The 16,137-nt window shown below is 55.7% G+C and carries 15 protein-coding genes and 1 pseudogene; 4 read left to right on the forward strand and 12 right to left on the reverse strand.

Going from position 1 to position 16,137, the window contains the following annotated elements; translation table 11 throughout:
• Positions 1–520 precede the first annotated feature (520 nt).
• On the reverse strand, positions 521–1,918 hold the full coding sequence (locus tag DXB00_RS05650; RefSeq protein WP_118728747.1) for an alanine/glycine:cation symporter family protein: 1,398 nt from the start codon (positions 1,916–1,918) through the stop codon (positions 521–523).
• Positions 1,919–2,144: 226 nt separating this feature from the next.
• Between DXB00_RS05650 and DXB00_RS05655 the strand changes: the two genes are divergently transcribed.
• Positions 2,145–2,696: a DUF3877 family protein gene (locus tag DXB00_RS05655; protein ID WP_118728746.1), complete on the forward strand. Its 552-nt coding sequence runs from the start codon at positions 2,145–2,147 to the stop codon at positions 2,694–2,696.
• Positions 2,697–2,990: 294 nt separating this feature from the next.
• Here DXB00_RS05655 and DXB00_RS05660 read toward each other — a convergent pair whose 3' ends face one another.
• The 8 genes and pseudogenes from DXB00_RS05660 to rsxC form a co-directional block, all read right to left on the reverse strand.
• The gene (locus DXB00_RS05660; protein WP_118728744.1) at positions 2,991–4,199 is read right to left on the reverse strand and encodes a peptidylprolyl isomerase; all 1,209 of its coding nucleotides are present in this window, start codon (positions 4,197–4,199) and stop codon (positions 2,991–2,993) included.
• Positions 4,200–5,047: 848 nt separating this feature from the next.
• Positions 5,048–5,461: a Mini-ribonuclease 3 gene (locus DXB00_RS05665; protein WP_110435483.1), complete on the reverse strand. Its 414-nt coding sequence runs from the start codon at positions 5,459–5,461 to the stop codon at positions 5,048–5,050.
• Positions 5,461–6,369 (reverse strand): RnfABCDGE type electron transport complex subunit B, encoded by a 909-nt coding sequence (locus DXB00_RS05670; protein ID WP_117488130.1) that lies wholly within the window; start codon positions 6,367–6,369, stop codon positions 5,461–5,463. The genes DXB00_RS05665 and DXB00_RS05670 overlap by 1 nt, the downstream gene beginning before the upstream one ends.
• Positions 6,370–6,384: 15 nt before the next feature.
• Positions 6,385–6,975: an electron transport complex subunit RsxA gene (rsxA, locus tag DXB00_RS05675; protein ID WP_110435485.1), complete on the reverse strand. Its 591-nt coding sequence runs from the start codon at positions 6,973–6,975 to the stop codon at positions 6,385–6,387.
• A 21-nt stretch (positions 6,976–6,996) separates the two neighbouring features.
• A pseudogene (gene rsxE / locus DXB00_RS05680) lies at positions 6,997–7,619 on the reverse strand (electron transport complex subunit RsxE).
• A 15-nt stretch (positions 7,620–7,634) separates the two neighbouring features.
• The gene (locus DXB00_RS05685) at positions 7,635–8,243 is read right to left on the reverse strand and encodes an RnfABCDGE type electron transport complex subunit G (RefSeq protein ID WP_118477951.1); all 609 of its coding nucleotides are present in this window, start codon (positions 8,241–8,243) and stop codon (positions 7,635–7,637) included.
• Between the two features lie 3 nt (positions 8,244–8,246).
• The gene (locus DXB00_RS05690; protein ID WP_110435488.1) at positions 8,247–9,260 is read right to left on the reverse strand and encodes an RnfABCDGE type electron transport complex subunit D; all 1,014 of its coding nucleotides are present in this window, start codon (positions 9,258–9,260) and stop codon (positions 8,247–8,249) included.
• A gap of 14 nt (positions 9,261–9,274) precedes the next feature.
• A complete protein-coding gene (gene rsxC, locus DXB00_RS05695) occupies positions 9,275–10,687 on the reverse strand; it encodes an electron transport complex subunit RsxC (RefSeq protein WP_117750996.1) in 1,413 nt (470 codons plus the stop codon).
• A gap of 497 nt (positions 10,688–11,184) precedes the next feature.
• On the opposite strand from rsxC, the gene DXB00_RS17915 reads away from it, so the two are divergent.
• From DXB00_RS17915 to DXB00_RS17925, 3 genes are all read left to right on the forward strand, one after another.
• Positions 11,185–12,654, forward strand: coding sequence for a heavy metal translocating P-type ATPase (locus DXB00_RS17915; protein ID WP_330427914.1), 1,470 nt, complete (start codon positions 11,185–11,187; stop codon positions 12,652–12,654).
• Positions 12,651–13,538 carry a heavy metal translocating P-type ATPase gene (locus tag DXB00_RS17920; protein ID WP_330427915.1) on the forward strand — a complete coding sequence of 296 codons (888 nt, stop codon included), beginning with the start codon at positions 12,651–12,653 and terminating at the stop codon, positions 13,536–13,538. Before DXB00_RS17915 ends, DXB00_RS17920 begins: the two co-directional genes overlap by 4 nt.
• Before the next feature lie 62 nt (positions 13,539–13,600).
• A complete protein-coding gene (locus tag DXB00_RS17925) occupies positions 13,601–13,747 on the forward strand; it encodes a hypothetical protein (protein ID WP_330427916.1) in 147 nt (48 codons plus the stop codon).
• A gap of 145 nt (positions 13,748–13,892) precedes the next feature.
• Here DXB00_RS17925 and DXB00_RS05710 read toward each other — a convergent pair whose 3' ends face one another.
• The 3 genes from DXB00_RS05710 to DXB00_RS05715 form a co-directional block, all read right to left on the reverse strand.
• A complete protein-coding gene (locus DXB00_RS05710) occupies positions 13,893–14,744 on the reverse strand; it encodes a helix-turn-helix transcriptional regulator (protein ID WP_117491843.1) in 852 nt (283 codons plus the stop codon).
• 19 nt (positions 14,745–14,763) lie between these two features.
• Positions 14,764–14,940, reverse strand: a complete 177-nt coding sequence (locus DXB00_RS16285) for a hypothetical protein (protein ID WP_158578246.1) — start codon at positions 14,938–14,940, stop codon at positions 14,764–14,766.
• A gap of 144 nt (positions 14,941–15,084) precedes the next feature.
• On the reverse strand, positions 15,085–16,110 hold the full coding sequence (locus DXB00_RS05715) for a Gfo/Idh/MocA family oxidoreductase (RefSeq protein WP_119194958.1): 1,026 nt from the start codon (positions 16,108–16,110) through the stop codon (positions 15,085–15,087).
• Positions 16,111–16,137: the final 27 nt, after the last annotated feature.

Below are 16,137 nucleotides of genomic sequence, written 5' to 3' on the forward strand. Positions count from 1 at the left end.
TTTGCGCGTTTACGCAAGGGAAATGCCCTCAGAAGAAAACTTGTGCACCCACAAGACTGGGTACGCGAAGCGCGCAAGCGGTATGTTGTTTCCGAGCGAAGAGTTACCGCCTGCGGGCGGCGGGAGTTCGCCGTACCCACGGCGGGGCAAAAGGGTAGACACCTACGGTTTCTACCCTCTTGACTCCCGTTTCCCTTTATTTTTTAATCTGACGCAGACCAGAGACCGGCGACCGCTTCGAAACGGGGAACGGCAGAGGAGCTTTTCTACCGTAGGGGCGCACAGTGTGCGCCCATTTCTCTACCTATACGCAGTGTCAGATACCATTCTGCTACACATATCGGCTACTCCACGCAAGTGCGACATACCCGTGTCGCGCAACTCGTTTATCTGGATATTACGGACGGCACCTGCGAATTGCATTTGTCCATGTTATTCATTCGTACATATGGTGGGCGAAAACGAATCGCAAAACGAAAAAATGGAGAATGAAATGATTTCATTCTCCATTTTCAATGACTTACCGATCGACAACCGGAATCTCGGACTCATCCTTTTCATCCAGATGCTTCAGATAATGCTTTGTCTCTGCCGCGATCACGCCGGAGAGCAGCAGCACAGCGATCAGGTTCGGGATGGCCATGAAGGCATTGAGTACGTCCGCAATGGTCCACACAAGGTCGAGCGCAAGCACGGGGGCACACACAACGACCGCGATAAACAGCACCTTATACGGCAGAATCGCCTTTTTGCCGAGCAGATACTCGGCGGCACGCTCGCCGTAGTACGACCATCCGAGGATGGTGGAGTACGCGAACGTAATGATGCTGACCATCAAAATCAGCGGACCGATATACGGAATCTGTGCGAATGCTGCGGTGGTCATCTGACCGCCGTTTGCCATATTTTCCGCATTGACCGCCGGATTTTTCATCATCGAGGAGACAAGCACCAGACCGGTCATCAGGCATACGACAACCGTCGTCCAGAAGGTGCCGGTCGCGGAAACGAGCGCCTGCCGCACCGGATTGCGCGTCTGCGCCGCGCTGGCAACCAGCGGCGCCGAGCCCATACCGGACTCATTCGAGAACAGGCCGCGTGCCACGCCGTACTGCAGCGCCAGACGGATACCGCCGCCGACCAGTCCGCCGGTCACCGCGCCCGGCTTGAACGCCAGCACGAAAATGGCCTTGAGAGCCGGCAGCAGAAAATCGTAGTTGGCGCATAGAATAACGATGCAGCCGACCACATAGAACAGGGCCATCAGCGGCACCAGTTTTTCGCACACAACTGCGATGGATTCAATGCCGCCAATAATGATAATCGCGGTGATAATGCCGAAAATAATGCCGATTGCGATACGCGGCAGGCTGATGGGAAGGTTGGTCTCCAGTACCTCGGCAATCGCGTTGATCTGCGTGCCGCAGCCGATGCCGAACGAGGCGAGCATAGCGAACAGCGCAAACAGCACCGCCATCACCTTGCCGAACTTCTTCCACTTGAGGCCGCGCTCAAGCGCGTACATCGCACCGCCCATCATGCGGCCGTCCGCGGTCTGCACGCGGTACTTGACCGCGATCAGGCTCTCCGCGTACTTTGTGGCAATGCCGAACACGCCGGTCAGCCAGCACCACAGCACAGCACCCGGTCCGCCGAGATAGATGGCCGTGCCGACACCGATGATGTTGCCCGTGCCGATGGTCGATGCGAGTGCAGTCGTCAGCGCCTGAAACTGACTGACGTCACCCGGCGAATCCGGGTCCTTTGTCACCGACAAGCGAATGCCAGTGAAGGTTTTGCGCTGGATGAAGCCCGTGCGGAACGTCATAAAAATATGCGTACCGCACAGCAGCACCAGCATGGGCAGCCCCCAGATCCAGCTGTCGATTTTGTTCATTAATGCAACAAATACTTCCATGTATCCGATTCCTTCCTCACTTTTCTTCTCTTTCGGACAAGAGAAGGCGCTTACCCGCCATTTTTGTTCGGATAAGCGTCGCAGGCTTATATTATATCGAATTTTCCGGAAATATGCAAGCATATTCGTGCGTATTCGACACTTTTCCGACATTTGACGGGATATTGCGCGTTCTCCTATCGTATGCTATAATCGTATAGAATCAAAAACTATCGAGGTGTTCCCTATGAACTCTGTGAATTATAAACGGCTGGAAAAGAGCCTGACCGACGTCATCCAGGAAGCACAGCTCAAGATTGGCTACGACCACCACCCGATCACGCTGTATTATCCCACGGAATCCGTGGCGCGTCTGCTCGGCACACCGGAGGAGGACGCGGACAACACCGAGCGTGCGCTCGCTTCCCTTTCCGCGCACACCGCCGGCACGCTCGGCGCAATCCAAGTCATCCGCGATGACAAGCGCTTCTGCTTCCACATTTCCGCAGAAGGCACACAGTATGTGCATGAACAGCTGCCGGAACCCGCGTTTCTGCGTGCATTTCTGCAGGTAATGCGCGGTCTGACGGTCAGCTTTGACGATATTCTTGCGGTGTTCCATCAGTTTTCCGACAAGGTGCACTGTGAGAAGCTCGAGGGCAACGAGGAGTTTGACTACCTCGTGTACTTCGAGGACGGCACACCGGACAGCTACCGCTACTGCATCAAGCTGGATGATGACGGTGATGCCGTCTATCACCGCTTTACGCCAGAGGATTATGCGGCGTTTGGCTTCTAAACCTCACGCAGACATGAAAAAGGACGCTCCTTGAGTGTCCTGAGACTGTCGAAAAACTACAGTTTTTCCGACAATCTGTGTTTTGACTTCGCAAAACACGGTCGTCCGAAAGTTCCCATGCGGAAACTTTCTCCCGCTTAAAGTATCAAAACCGAGGTACACGCCCCGGTTTGATATATTTGCTTCGCAAATATTATTTCATGCGCGCTGCCGCGCAGCAGCGTCAGCATCGTGAAAACGGACTTTATTGACAGACAAAGGACGCTCCTTGAGCGTCCTTTCTGTTTTGCGGTTTTACTGAGCGGACTCGGTAGTAGCCGTCTGGGTCTCGTCCGTCGAGGACTGGCTGTCGGTCGCGGACTGGTCTTCGCTCTGCGCGTCCTCAGTCTGCGCATTACCGTCATCATCCGATGTATCGCTGTTCAGAACAGTCTGCACGTCAGCCGGCAGATAGTCCTTGGTGTTATCATAGGTGATCTTGTCGTAAGCATCGGTGGTCTGGATGTCAGCCTCGTCGATCCACTGCTGCATCATCTCGTCGATCGAGCCGGCAGTGCCCTTTTCGGAAGCAACAGCCGCAATGATGGAATCGCGCATGTTCTCGAACTCATCCTGATTCAGCTCGCAGCGCTTGATGATATGGTAGCCGTACTTGCTCTTAACCAGGCCGGAAACTTCGCCTTCCTGCAGCGCCTTGGCAGCGTTGTAGAACTCGTCTACCATCTGACCCTCGGTGAAGGTATAGCCCTTGGCATACTGTGCTTCGCCTGCATCCTCGTTCTTCTCGGTCAGCAGCGCGTCAAAGTCCTCGCCGTTGTTCAGGCGATCCAGAACAGCCTGTGCTTCCTTCTTTGCTTCCTCATCGGTGCGGGTGGTCTCGCCGGTGGACGGATTCGTAGTCAGAATGAGGATGTGCTTTGCAGTGATGTAGTTGTCATCGAAATACTTCTGCAGCTCGTCATCGCTCGGAACACTTACGCCGTTCTCGCCGAAGTAGTAATCCTTCAGCACCTGTGCGCATGCGCTGACATACTGGTAGTTATTGTAGTTGTCCATGTCAAAGCCGATCGAAGCCAGGCGCTGCAGATAAGCGTCCTCGCCGCCGAGCTGCTCCGCATTCTGCTTGTTTGCCGTAACAATGTTCTTCTTCTGGCTGTACGACAGGGACAGGCCCAGCTCATCCATCTTCTGCTTAACGATATGGATCAGAGCGACCTGCTGCTTTGCGGACTCCTTTGCGGCATCGCCGAATGTAGATGCCATATTCTTCTCCGAGAGACCGTACATAGCGTACATCTGCTGATAATTGATGATCTGGCTCATCATATAGCTTGCATACTCATCTGCGTGGATTTCCTCACCGTTGACCGTCATAACGACCGGTGCATCGCTTTTCAGCTCCTGATAATCCACCACAAAGGTGGATGCGCCGTATGCGGTTGCGCTCATAACGACAGCCAGCATAACGACCAGCGCAACGATGCGCTGCACTAACTTGCTCATATTACTATGCTCCCTTTTCTGTATTTTACGAACGCTATCAGTATAACACTATTTCGGAACAGGCACAAGCGAAAACACAGAAACATCACAAATTTCGCTGCCCGCTGGGGACGGCGTACCACGCCGCGGGGGCAAAAGGGTAGACACCTGCGGTTTCTACCCTCTTGACTCCCGTTTCCCTTTGTTTCTTAACCCGGCGCAGACCGGAGACCGGCGACCGCTTCGAGAAGGAGAACGGCAGTCGGGTTACTCTTGCGTATCTTTCGTGAAATATTCGCGGTTCACAGATAGCTACTGCTACACAGGCGGTTTACTCTCCGCAGGCGCGACACGAGGTGAATTGCCCGAAAGGCAAGAGAAGGTCCCCTGGGGGATACCCGTGTCGCGCAACTCATTGGCCTGGCAGCTACAGACAGCACCTGCGAATTTCATCTGATGATAAATGTTATACCGTAGGGTGCGCCGACTCGGCGCACCTTTTCTAACGAAAAAACACCCGTAAAATGCAAAAATGGAGAATGAAAACCATCTGGTCAATTCTCCATTTTCCATTCTCAATTACTGCAAACAAAAAGAGAACCGCTTCCGCGGTTCTCTCAGTCTGTCGAAAAAGCCGCATTCAACTCTTTCGGATTCGTGCGGCAGCACGCATAAAGTAGAATTTGCGCAGCAAATTCATAAATTCCGGGAGCATGTATCTCGGAATTTATACAAGGGAAGAAAAAATGTGCCCGCAGGGCGCGGTTTTTCTTCGGTTTCGCTCGAAAGCATGGTTTCGAGCGAGAGGCTGCTCGGAAAACGATAGTTTTTCGACAGCCTCAGAGAACCGCTTCCGCGGTTCTCTTTGCTCATTTCGCGTCAAACCCTTGACAGATAACCTCAAACAGCTCATTAATACGCTCATAGCGTCCCTTGAGGTACAGCCAGCCGAACAGCGCCTCGAGTGCGGTCGCGTAGGCATACTCTGCCACGGAGGCCGACTTCGGCACGGATTTCGGCTTTGCGTTGCGTCCGTGACGCAGAACGGTCTGCTCGTCTTCATCGAGCATAGGCTGAATGCGCTTTACCGCTTCCGCCTGCGCGGACGCACGAACGAGCTGGATCGTACGGCTGTGCAGGTTTTTCGCGGTCTGAGTGCCGCCGCACGCCAGATGCGTGCGCACGAGTATCTCATAAACAGCGTCGCCCACATGGGCGAGTGCAAGACTCGTCATGCGGGCGATCGCAGCGTCATCCAGCACAGGGTGCAGATGATCGGTCATTACTTGTCCTCAGCAGCCTTTGCTTCAGCGGCCTGCTTTGCAGCCTCAGCCTTAGCCTTGGCAGCAGCAGCCTGCTTAGCCTGCATTTCCTTGAACTTGGCCTTCTCTTCCTCGGTCGGAACCGGCTCGATGCAGCCCTTCGGGCAAACCTTGGTGCACATCTTGCAGTTCTTGCACTTGTCGTAGTCGATCTTGGCAACGCCGTCTACTACGTGAATTGCATCGAACTTACAGGTCTTCTCGCACATCTTACAGCCGATACAGCCGTTGGAGCAAACCTTCATAACTTCCGGGCCCTTGTCCTTGTTCACGCAGTTAACGTGAACCTTCTTGACCTCGGATACCAGGTTAATGATCTTCTTCGGGCAGGTGGAAACACACTTGCCGCAGGCAACACACTTGTCGGTATCAACCTTTGCAACGCCGTCCACGATGTGGATTGCGTCAAACGCACAGGCCTTTACGCAGGAGCCGAGGCCCATGCAGCCAAAGGAGCAAGCCTTCGGGCCGCTTGCTACACGCATTGCAGCGTTACAGTCCTGCAGACCCTCGTAGTTTGCCTTATCCTTTGCGTTGCAGCCGCCGTTGCAGTAAACGTGTGCAACCTGACGGTCGCCGGCAGCAACCTCAACGCCGAGTACCTTGGCGACCTTCTCAGCCGCAGCAGCACCGCCGACCGGGCAGCCGTTTACCGGCGCACGGCCCTCTACGATTGCAGCAGCCAGACCATCACAGCCCGGAAAACCGCAGCCGCCGCAGTTAGCGCCCGGCAGGCACTCGCGTACCAGCGGGATGCGCTCGTCAACCTCTACAGCGAAAACCTTAGCGGCAACGCCGAGCAGGATTGCGAAAACGATACCCATGATGAACAGTACCGCTACCGCATAAATAACATTTTGCATATCCATTTCTTGTGTCCTCCCTTACCAAATCGACAGGCCGGAGAAGCCCATGAAGGACATAGCCAGCAGCGCTGCTGCAACCAGCGAGATCGGGAAGCCTTCAAAGCACTTCGGGCACTTGGAAGTAGCGTCCAGACGCTCACGGATGGAAGCGAACAGCACGATTGCCAGCGTGTAGCCGACACCGGCTGCAACGCCGTATACCAGAGAGCCGATGAAAGAATAGCTGTTGGAAATGTTGGTCTTAGCTGCGCCAAGCACCGCACAGTTGGTGGTGATCAGCGGCAGGAAGATACCGAGCGCAGAGTACAGCGACGGCATAGCCTTCTTCATGAACATCTCGACGAACTGAACCAGCGTTGCAATTACGAGAATGAACGCGATGGTCTGCATATAACCCAGACCCAGGGGTTCGAGAATGAAGTACTGTACAGCCCAGGATGCTGCGGAAGCGATCGCCATAACGAAGATAACCGCCATGCCCATGCCGAGCGCGGTGTCGGTCTTCTTGGATACGCCGAAGAACGAGCAGCAGCCGAGGAACTGAACGAGAATGTAGTTGTTGACCAAGATTGCCGCGATTGCGAGCGACAGGATATCGGTCAAACCCATAGAGGCAGGTAAATTAAACACTTACTTGTCCTCCTTTCGAGCCATGATCTTCTGGATCGCAGCCAGGATGAAGCCCATCATGAGGAAGCCGCCGGCCGGCAGGATCATCATGACCATCGGGTTGGAGTTGAAGAACGGAACTGCGATGCCGTTAACGCCGTTAACGTAACCGGACAGGATGGTGCCTGCGCCGAGCAGCTCACGGAAGAAGCCCATGAGTACCAGAGCGAAGGTGAAGCCTAGGCCCATTACAACACCGTCGAGTGCGGACGGCAGAACCTTGTTCTTGGAAGCATACGCCTCGGCACGGCCGAGGATGATGCAGTTTACTACGATCAGCGGCAGGAACAGACCAAGGGACGATGCCAGCGACGGCAGGAATGCCTGCATGGACAGGTCGATCATGGTTACGAGGTTGCGATGATCGTGATGAATGCTGCGATACGGATCTTATCCGGGATAATTCTGCGCATCGCGGAAATAACGATATTGGAGCAGATGAGAACGACGGTAGCCGCCGCGCCCATGCCGATCGCATTCTGCAGAGAAGTGGTGGTTGCCAGCGTCGGGCAAAGACCGATCGTCTGCATGAAAACCGGGTTATCGAGGATAACGCCCGATTTCAGCTGTTCAGAAAATTTCATAGTGGCTTTTCCTCCTTAACCCAGAGTAGCGACATATGCTGCCGCAGTATTAACGCCGTCGGTTACAGCACGGGAGGTGATGGTAGCGCCGGTGATCGCATTGATCGTGCCGCCGTCCTTGGTCACCTTGAGCTGACCGTCAGCAGTCTGACCTGCAAACTGGGTGATCCAGTTCGGGTCTGCCTGGCTCTTCGCACCGAGGCCCGGGGTCTCAGCGTGAGAGGTTACCTTTGCGCCTGCAACGGTGCCGTCCGCATTGATGCCGACGATCATCGTCAGGTTGCCGCCGAAGCCCTTCGGCTCTACCTGTACGCAGTAGCCGATCTCTTCGCCGTCCTTGGTTGCCTTGTAAACGCCGTCGATCTGAGCAGCGGTACGGCCTGCCGGCAGGGTTACGCCAGCGGCTGCAACGTCCTCAGCGGACAGTGCGGTGCCGAGATCCTCGAAATCAGCGTCCGGGATGATCTCTGCCATTGCTGCGTTGCGGGTTTCGATACCGTTCTGGGTGATCTTATCCGCGGTTACACCGTTGATAACGCCCAGCAGCAGTGCACAGATGAACGTGATGAGGCCCAGTACGACGACAAGCTGTACGATGCCGCCTTCCTTTTTGCTGTTATCCATGATTTACTGCGCCTCCTTCTTAGCCTTGTCAAGCTGATAGCCGAACTTGCGCGGATGGGTCTTCTTGTCGATTGCCCAAACCAGCGTGTTCATGATCAGGATGGAGTAGGATACGCCCTCCGGCAGACCGCCGAAGTAGCGGATGAATACCGTCAGCAGACCGCAGCCAACGCCGAAGATGATCTGGCCCTTCGGGGTAACCGGGCTGGTAACGTAGTCGGTAGCCATGAAGATTGCGCCGAGCATCAGGCCGCCGGACAGTACCTGGCTGAGCATCCACTGTACGCGGGAAACATCGCCGGACAGCGGGAACAGGAAGGTGATGACAGCAACAGTAAGGATGTAAGCTGCCGGAATGTTGATGGTGATAACCTTGCGCCACAGCAGGTAAACGCCGCCTGCCAGCAGAGCCAGCGCGGAGGTCTCGCCGATAACGCCGCCGGTCTGACCGAGCAGCATCTCCAGCAGGCCGGTGTCAGCCGGTACAGCACCGGTCTTGAGGGTAGCCAGCGGAGTTGCGGTGGAAATCGCGTCGGTAACGGTTACGTTGCCGAACAGCGGCAGGTTTGCATGCGGAGCAGTCCAGGTGGTCATGAAACCGGCCCAGGATGCCATCATGAACGCACGGGCACCGAGTGCCGGGTTCATAAAGTTCTTGCCGATGCCGCCGAACAGCATCTTAACAACGATGATGCCGAACAGGGCACCGAAAGCGCTCAGCCACAGCGGAGCTGCAACCGGAATGTTGAATGCGATAAGTACACCCGTAACCAGGCAGGACAGGTCGCCTACGGTGTTCGGGTGATGAACGATTTTGTTGTAAATGGTCTCAAACACAAGGCTTGCCACCATTGCGATAACAACATGGATCAGCGCACGAGCGCCGAAGGTGTAAACTGCAACCGCCAGTGCCGGAACAAGTGCGATGAGCACATCGAGCATAAGGCTCCGGGTGTCATCATCCGCCTTGATATGCGGCGAGGAGGTTACGACTACTTTGCTAAGATCATAAGCCATTTTCGTTTTCCTCCTTACTTGTTCTCTGCGGGCTTTTCAGCCTCTGCCTTTGCAGCAGCCTCCGCCTCGGCCTTTTTCTTCTCAGCCTCAGCCTTGGCGCGCTCTGCAGCACGCTTTGCCTGGATCTTGCCCTTGGTCAGACGGAACTGTGCAACCAGCGGGATACGAGCCGGGCAGACGTAAGCGCAGGAGCCGCACTCGATGCAGTCCATCATGCCGCAGTCAACGGCGTTGTCCAGATCCTCCTGCTTGCCGTATACATTCATGTAGATCGGCAGGAGGTGCATCGGGCAGGCGTTGATGCACTTGCCGCAGCGGATACACTGGGGATCCTTAACGCGCTTATCCTCATTGCCTGCAAAGGCGAGGAATGCGTTGGTGCCCTTGACAACCGGGGCATCCAGAGAGAACTGGGCGTTGCCCATCATCGGGCCACCGGCAAGGAGCTTGTTCGGAGCTTCCTTGAAGCCGCCGCAGGCATCGATCAGCTTTTCGATCGGGGTGCCGATGCGTGCTTCGAGGTTCTTCGGCTCGGCAACAGCGGAACCGGAGATGGTAACGATACGGCGGATGACCGGCATACCGGTGGTGAAGCGGCGGTAAACCGCACCTGCGGTATCTACGTTGAATACCGCGCAGCCGGCGTCTGCCGGCAGCTTGCCGGACGGAACTTCACGGCCGGTGCAGGCATTGATCAGCTGCTTCTCAGCGCCCTGCGGGTACTTGCAGGTCAGCGGATACAGCTTGAGGCGGGAATCGTCCGCGATCAACTCCTCGATCTTGGCGAAGGTATCCTTCTTGTTTTCCTCGATCGCAATGATTGCGGTCTGTACGCCCATGATGTCGGCCAGCATCTTCAGGCCGCCGATGGTCTCTTCCGGACGCTCGAGCAGCAGGCGATGGTCGGACGTGATGTACGGCTCACACTCTGCAGCGTTGATGATGACCGTGTCGCACTTGCCGATACCGGACTGGATCTTGACATGGGTCGGGAAGGTTGCACCGCCATGGCCGACAATACCGGCAGAACGGATGCACTCGATACGCTCCTCATTGCTCATGGAAGCGAAGTCGTAGGGATGCACGGACTCGTGCTTGCGGTCCTCGCCATCATTTTCAATTACGATGGACAGAACCTTGCTGCCGTTCGGATGCAGGCGAGGCTCGATTGCCTTTACCTTGCCGGAAACGGTAGCATGGACAGGAGCGCTGACAAAGCCACCGGCTTCCGCGATAGGCTGTCCCAGGTCCACGGTGTCGCCAACCGAAACGATCGGCTTTGCCGGTGCGCCGATGTGCATGGAAACCGGCAGGATTACCTCATCGGGCAATGCCAGCTTCTCGATCGGCTTGGTGTTTGTCGCGGATTTATAGCCCGGGTCTGCGTGAGTACCCGGGTGTATGCCGCCACGGAACGAATACGCCATTTCTTTCACCTCTCTAATATTTTGCGCAAGAAGAACCGGACGCACGCCCGGCTTCCTCTTCTTCAGAAATTGGCTGGCTATGCGTGGAGCATAGCCTTACAGTATAGATTATACTGGTTTTTGTACAGTATTGGCAAGACCAAAAGCAAAAAAAAATCGAATAAAATACAGGGAAACTTTGTACATCTTGTTAAGTCTATCATTTTTATCCGCTTTTTCTTTGTGAATAACGCTCGGGTTCGGTCAGTTTAGACGGATGCAGGCATTCTCTTTCCGGCTTGCATTTTTCGCAAAACCGGCTGAAATGCGCGCAAAATGCGAAGTTTTGCCCTCTGCCTTTTGTGCACATTTTTCGTATACCGCTATTGACTTTCCCTTTCTCCAGTTATAATATGAATACATGAACATATGAGCAATCGTTCATATATTATTGACTATCACCGACAGGAGGCGATCCGAAATGGCAGACGAACACAAGCATGAGGATACCTTATTAAATGAAGAAGTGCATGAGCACGAACATCACCATCACGAGCACGATGATGACTGCGGCTGCGGCTGCGGTCACCATCACCACCACGATGAGGATGAGGAGCACGAGCACCACCATCATCATGACGATGACTGCGGACTGCGGCTGCGGACACCATCACCACCACGATGAGGACGAGGAGCACGAGCATCACCATCACGAGCACGCCGCCGGCGCGCACAGCGTCAAGCGCGTGTACACGCTGCAGAATGTCGGCTGCGCACACTGCGCGGCAAAAATGGAGCAGCGCATCAGCGAACTCGAGGGCGTGGAGGACTGCGTTCTCGTATTTGAGACCAAGCAGCTGCGCGTAACCGGCGAAAATCCGGATGCGCTCTTGCCTGAAATCCGCAAAATCTGCTCCGGCATTGAGAGTGAAGCCAAGGTCATCGCACCCAAGCCCAAGCACTACGGCAAGGACGGTCAGCGCGTTTACACGCTCGAAAACCTCGGCTGTGCGCACTGTGCCGCGAAAATGCAGCACCAGATCAGCCAGCTCGACGGTATCGATGACTGCGTACTGGTTTATGAGACCAAGCAGCTGCGCGTCAAGGGTGACAATCCTGATGCACTGCTCCCCGAAATCCGCAAAATCTGCTCAAATATCGAGAGTGACGTCAAGGTAATCGCTCCCGAGGAGGAAAAGGAAGAGAGCAGCAGCCATCCGCTTGCCGAAATGCTCATCGGTGCAGCGCTGTTCGTTGCCGGTCTGCTCATTCCGGCCATGGCTGTCAAGCTAGTGCTGCTCATCGCGGCTTACCTGCTGCTCGGCCGCCATGTCCTGCTGACGGCTGTCAAGAACATCGGCCGCGGTCAGGTATTTGACGAAAACTTCCTGATGGCCGTTGCAACCATCGGTGCATGGGCGGTCGGCTCGTTCGACGAGGCAGTCGGCGTTATGCTGTTCTACCGTGTCGGCGAATACTTTGAGGATCGTGCGGTTGACCGTTCGCGCAAGCAGATCATGGATGCGATCGACCTGCGTCCCGAGACGGTAAATCTGGTCAAGGACAACGGCGAAATCGAGGTTATTCCGGCCGAGGACGCACAGGAGGGCGACATTGTTCTGGTGCGCCCGGGCGACCGCGTTCCGCTGGACGGCGAGGTTGTCGAAGGCGAAAGCCGTCTGGATACCTCGGCTGTCACCGGTGAGCCGGTTCCGGTTCGTGTCGCTGCCGGCGACAAGGCAACCTCCGGCTGTGTCAACACCGACGGCGCAATCAAGCTGCGCGTCACCCACATTCTCGCTGAGAGCATGGTACAGCGCATTCTCGACAGCGTGGAGAACGCAGCGGCCCGCAAGCCGAAGATCGACCGCTTTATCACCCGTTTCTCCCGCGTTTACACCCCGGCTGTTGTTGCGATTGCCCTGCTGACCGCCATTATCCCGAGCCTTGTTACCGGCGAGTGCACAAGTGGGTCTACACCGCGATGACCTTCCTTGTAATCTCCTGTCCGTGCGCACTGGTGCTCAGCGTACCGCTGACCTACTTCTCCGGCATCGGCGCAGGCTCCAGACGCGGTATCCTGTTCAAGGGCGGCGCTTCTCTGGAAGCACTGAATAACGTTAAAACCATTGTTATGGATAAGACCGGCACCATCACCAAGGGCAACTTTGTAGTACAGAAGGTCGTTCCGGCGCAGGGCGTTCCGCTCGATGAGAATGAGCTTCTGTGGCTGGCTGCCGCCTGCGAGGGCGCTTCCACCCACCCGATCGCCAAGTCCATCATCAACTCCTACGAGGAGCGCAAAACGTCCGCGGCAAAGGCCGGCGACTTTTCTCTTGTTGCCGTTGGTGCAACGGTTGAGAACATCCGCGAGCAGGCCGGCGAAGGCATTTCCGCCGAGTTGGAAGGCAAAACCATACTCTGCGGCAACGTAAAGCTGATGGAGCGCAATAACATCGACCTTTCCGGCTACCACGGCACCCCGGGCAGCACGGAAGTGCTGCTGGCGATGGACGGTCACTTCCTCGGTCATGTTGACATTGCCGATACCATTAAGGCAGATGCCAAATCCGCAATCAGCCGCATGAAGGCTCAGGGACTCACCACCGCCATGCTGACCGGTGACGGTCAGGCCAGCGCGGATGCAGTCGCACAGGAAGTCGGTATCGACGAAGTGCGTGCCCGCCTACTCCCGCAGGATAAGCTGTCGGCGCTGACCGATATCCGCGAGAAGTGCGGTGCGGTTATGTTCGTCGGTGACGGCATCAACGATGCCCCCGTACTCGCCGGTGCAGACGTCGGCGCGGCAATGGGCAGCGGCGCAGACGCGGCAATCGAGGCCGCAGATGTGGTGTTCATGAGGCCGACCTGACTTCCATCCCGATCTCGATCAAGATCGCCCGCAAGGCGAATATCGTCTCCAAGGAGAACATCGTGTTTGCACTTGCGATCAAGATTCTTATTATGCTCCTCGGCCTGTTCGGCATCGCATCCATGTGGCTGGCCGTATTCGCTGATACCGGCGTGGCTATGTTGTGCGTGCTCAATTCGATCCGCATGCTGTATATGAAGACCGAATAATGCATACTCTTTGCACATTTTATATAGAAAGACTCCCGTCCGATTGGAACGGGAGTCTTTTGTATACCATATCGTCTGTGCTGATACGCAGGGTTTTCGCCCGAGAGGCGAACGGCAAACCACCGTTTACACCCGGCAAGCAAACTCATTTGTGGAAAACATACTCTTTTCTGAAAGTCCTCGGCGCCATACCCACCGCCTTGGAAAACTGCGCATTGAAATGGCTCGGGTTGTCATACCCCACCTGCGATGCAATCCGTGTTACCGGCAAATCAGTTGTGATAAGCAGCGTCTGCGCTTCGCCAATCCTGCGGCGCAGAACATACTGCAGCGGCGAATATCCGGTCACTTCCTTGCAGATATGCGCCAGATAGTACGGACTGACGTGCAGCGCATCCGCCATCTGCTGCAGAGAAAATTCGTCCGCAAAATGCTTGTCGATGTAGTCCTTGATGCGCTGTGCAAAAGCGTTGCCGCTGTGCGTACTGCCCTCGGCTGCGGTCGCGCGGAACTGCTGCACGAGCGTCAGGATCGCAAGTAGAAGATGATGCGCACCGTCGTCGTTGCCCTCGGTCAGCTCATCGTAAAGCACGTCGTACAGATGCTCCAGCCGCACGGTCTGCGGCTCGGTCAGGCGGCACACCGGACACGAATCCTCCGCGATCAGCGTATTTTCGCGCAGTCCGGGCACAGCCAGTCCGCCAAGCGCCAGACTTGAGGTTGCTACCGGACGATCCGGTCCGGACGGCTCATCGTGCACGACGCGGCTGTTGAAGATGAACAGATCGCCGCGGCGTGCCTCATACGGCGTGCCGCCGACAAAATAGCGGCTCTCGCCGCCTCGCACGAGCACGATTTCCACTAAATCGTCATGCGCGTGCATAACGCGCGGATGCGCCGATGCCTTTTCATCTGTGCGGCTGACCGAAAACAGACGCGGCATCTGCGTCAGGCCGAATGGCGCTTCATATTCCTTTTTCACAAAGCATTGAATCATAAAAACGCTCCTTTTTTCCTCAATTCTGCGGCAAAAGCGCCCTTCTGCGGCGGAGATAGTATCCGCAGCCCACAAAATCCGCGAGAAACCAGCCGATCGGGATAACAATCCGGATACCGACCTCACCGACCGGCCCCGCCAGCGCAAACCAGATCAAACCTTTGGCGATACTGCCTTTTGTCAGATCGCGGTACATAGAATCACCTGCATACTAAGATAAATTCATTATAGCGCTCCTGTGACGAAAACTCAATGCAGCGCTTCACCCGCTGCAGCCCGGCAGGGCTGCGGATAACAGAAAGCCTGCCACCTATGGTGACAGGCTTTCTCTATGCTGATTTTATCGAATCGGCAGCATCTTGCCGGTCTCAAAGGACTCCTTGCAGCGGTAAGCAGCCTCGGAAACGGCGGTGCCGTCATAAACGGTGAGGTCAGTCGGCTTGGTGTTGTCGCGGACATGGCCGGTGAAGGCAACCATCTCGGCTACGAAAGCCTCGTGCCAACGGCTCATGAAGTCCGGATAATACTCCTCGCGGGAGCCGTGCTCATCCACGATATTCAGCAGGTTCTTTGCGCCGACGTTTGCAATGCGCAGCGTGCCGTGGGTGCCGATAATCTCGGTCTCGACATTGCAGCCTGCGGCATGGGTGCGGTTAGTGAACATAAAGCCCATTGCGCCGTTCTCCATCTGGATGGTAGCAGCTGCGTTGTCCGCATCGTTCAGCTCCTTGTACAGGTCGAACTCGAATACGCCGCCGATTGCCCATACATTCTTGACATCCGAGCCGGTGAACCAGCGGATGAGGTCGATATCATGCACGCACATATCGAGGTACTGACCGCCGGAGTGCGGTGCAAACTTGAGGGTGGACTCGATAGTGGAGCGCGGGTCCTGCGTGTAGGAACGAACCAGAACTACCTTGCCGATATCGCCGTTGTCGATCTTGCGCTTTGCCTCGGCGTAGGACTTGTCAAAGCGGCGCATGAAGCCAAGCTGGAAGATCAGGTCGGGATGTGCCTCGATGACCTTCTCGGCAGCCTTGCACTGTGCAACATCCGTGCCGAGCGGCTTCTCGCAGAACACATGCTTGCCGTGGTTCATGGCAATTTCAATCTGCTGGCAGTGCAGGAAGGACGGGGAAACGATAACGATCGCGTCCAGCTCCGGATTCTTGCACATTTCTTCAAAATCGGTGTAAGTATTCGGCACGCCGAGCTCTGCCGCAACTTCCTTTACGCGGTTCGCATCTACGTCGCAGATGGCTGCCAGCCCACAGCCCGGAACCTGCGTTGCAAGGTTCTTTGCGTGCTCATAACCCAGACGACCCAGACCTACCGAACCAACCTTAACAGTTTCATGGTATATTCTCTCCTTTTATATGTAACTCTCTCA

The sequence above is a fragment of the Butyricicoccus sp. OF10-2 genome (genome assembly GCF_003481925.1).
Lineage (GTDB): Bacteria > Bacillota > Clostridia > Oscillospirales > Butyricicoccaceae > Agathobaculum > Agathobaculum butyriciproducens.

Coding starts and splice junctions, on each gene's coding strand:
- DXB00_RS05650 (WP_118728747.1), bottom strand. CDS start 1,918: ATGGAAGTATTTGTTGCATTAATGAACAAAATCGACAGCTGGATCTGG.
- DXB00_RS05655 (WP_118728746.1), top strand. CDS start 2,145: ATGAACTCTGTGAATTATAAACGGCTGGAAAAGAGCCTGACCGACGTC.
- DXB00_RS05660 (WP_118728744.1), bottom strand. CDS start 4,199: ATGAGCAAGTTAGTGCAGCGCATCGTTGCGCTGGTCGTTATGCTGGCT.
- DXB00_RS05665 (WP_110435483.1), bottom strand. CDS start 5,461: ATGACCGATCATCTGCACCCTGTGCTGGATGACGCTGCGATCGCCCGC.
- DXB00_RS05670 (WP_117488130.1), bottom strand. CDS start 6,369: ATGGATATGCAAAATGTTATTTATGCGGTAGCGGTACTGTTCATCATG.
- rsxA (WP_110435485.1), bottom strand. CDS start 6,975: ATGGGTTTGACCGATATCCTGTCGCTCGCAATCGCGGCAATCTTGGTC.
- DXB00_RS05685 (WP_118477951.1), bottom strand. CDS start 8,243: ATGGATAACAGCAAAAAGGAAGGCGGCATCGTACAGCTTGTCGTCGTA.
- DXB00_RS05690 (WP_110435488.1), bottom strand. CDS start 9,260: ATGGCTTATGATCTTAGCAAAGTAGTCGTAACCTCCTCGCCGCATATC.
- rsxC (WP_117750996.1), bottom strand. CDS start 10,687: ATGGCGTATTCGTTCCGTGGCGGCATACACCCGGGTACTCACGCAGAC.
- DXB00_RS17915 (WP_330427914.1), top strand. CDS start 11,185: ATGAAGAAGTGCATGAGCACGAACATCACCATCACGAGCACGATGATG.
- DXB00_RS17920 (WP_330427915.1), top strand. CDS start 12,651: ATGACCTTCCTTGTAATCTCCTGTCCGTGCGCACTGGTGCTCAGCGTA.
- DXB00_RS05710 (WP_117491843.1), bottom strand. CDS start 14,744: ATGATTCAATGCTTTGTGAAAAAGGAATATGAAGCGCCATTCGGCCTG.
- DXB00_RS16285 (WP_158578246.1), bottom strand. CDS start 14,940: ATGTACCGCGATCTGACAAAAGGCAGTATCGCCAAAGGTTTGATCTGG.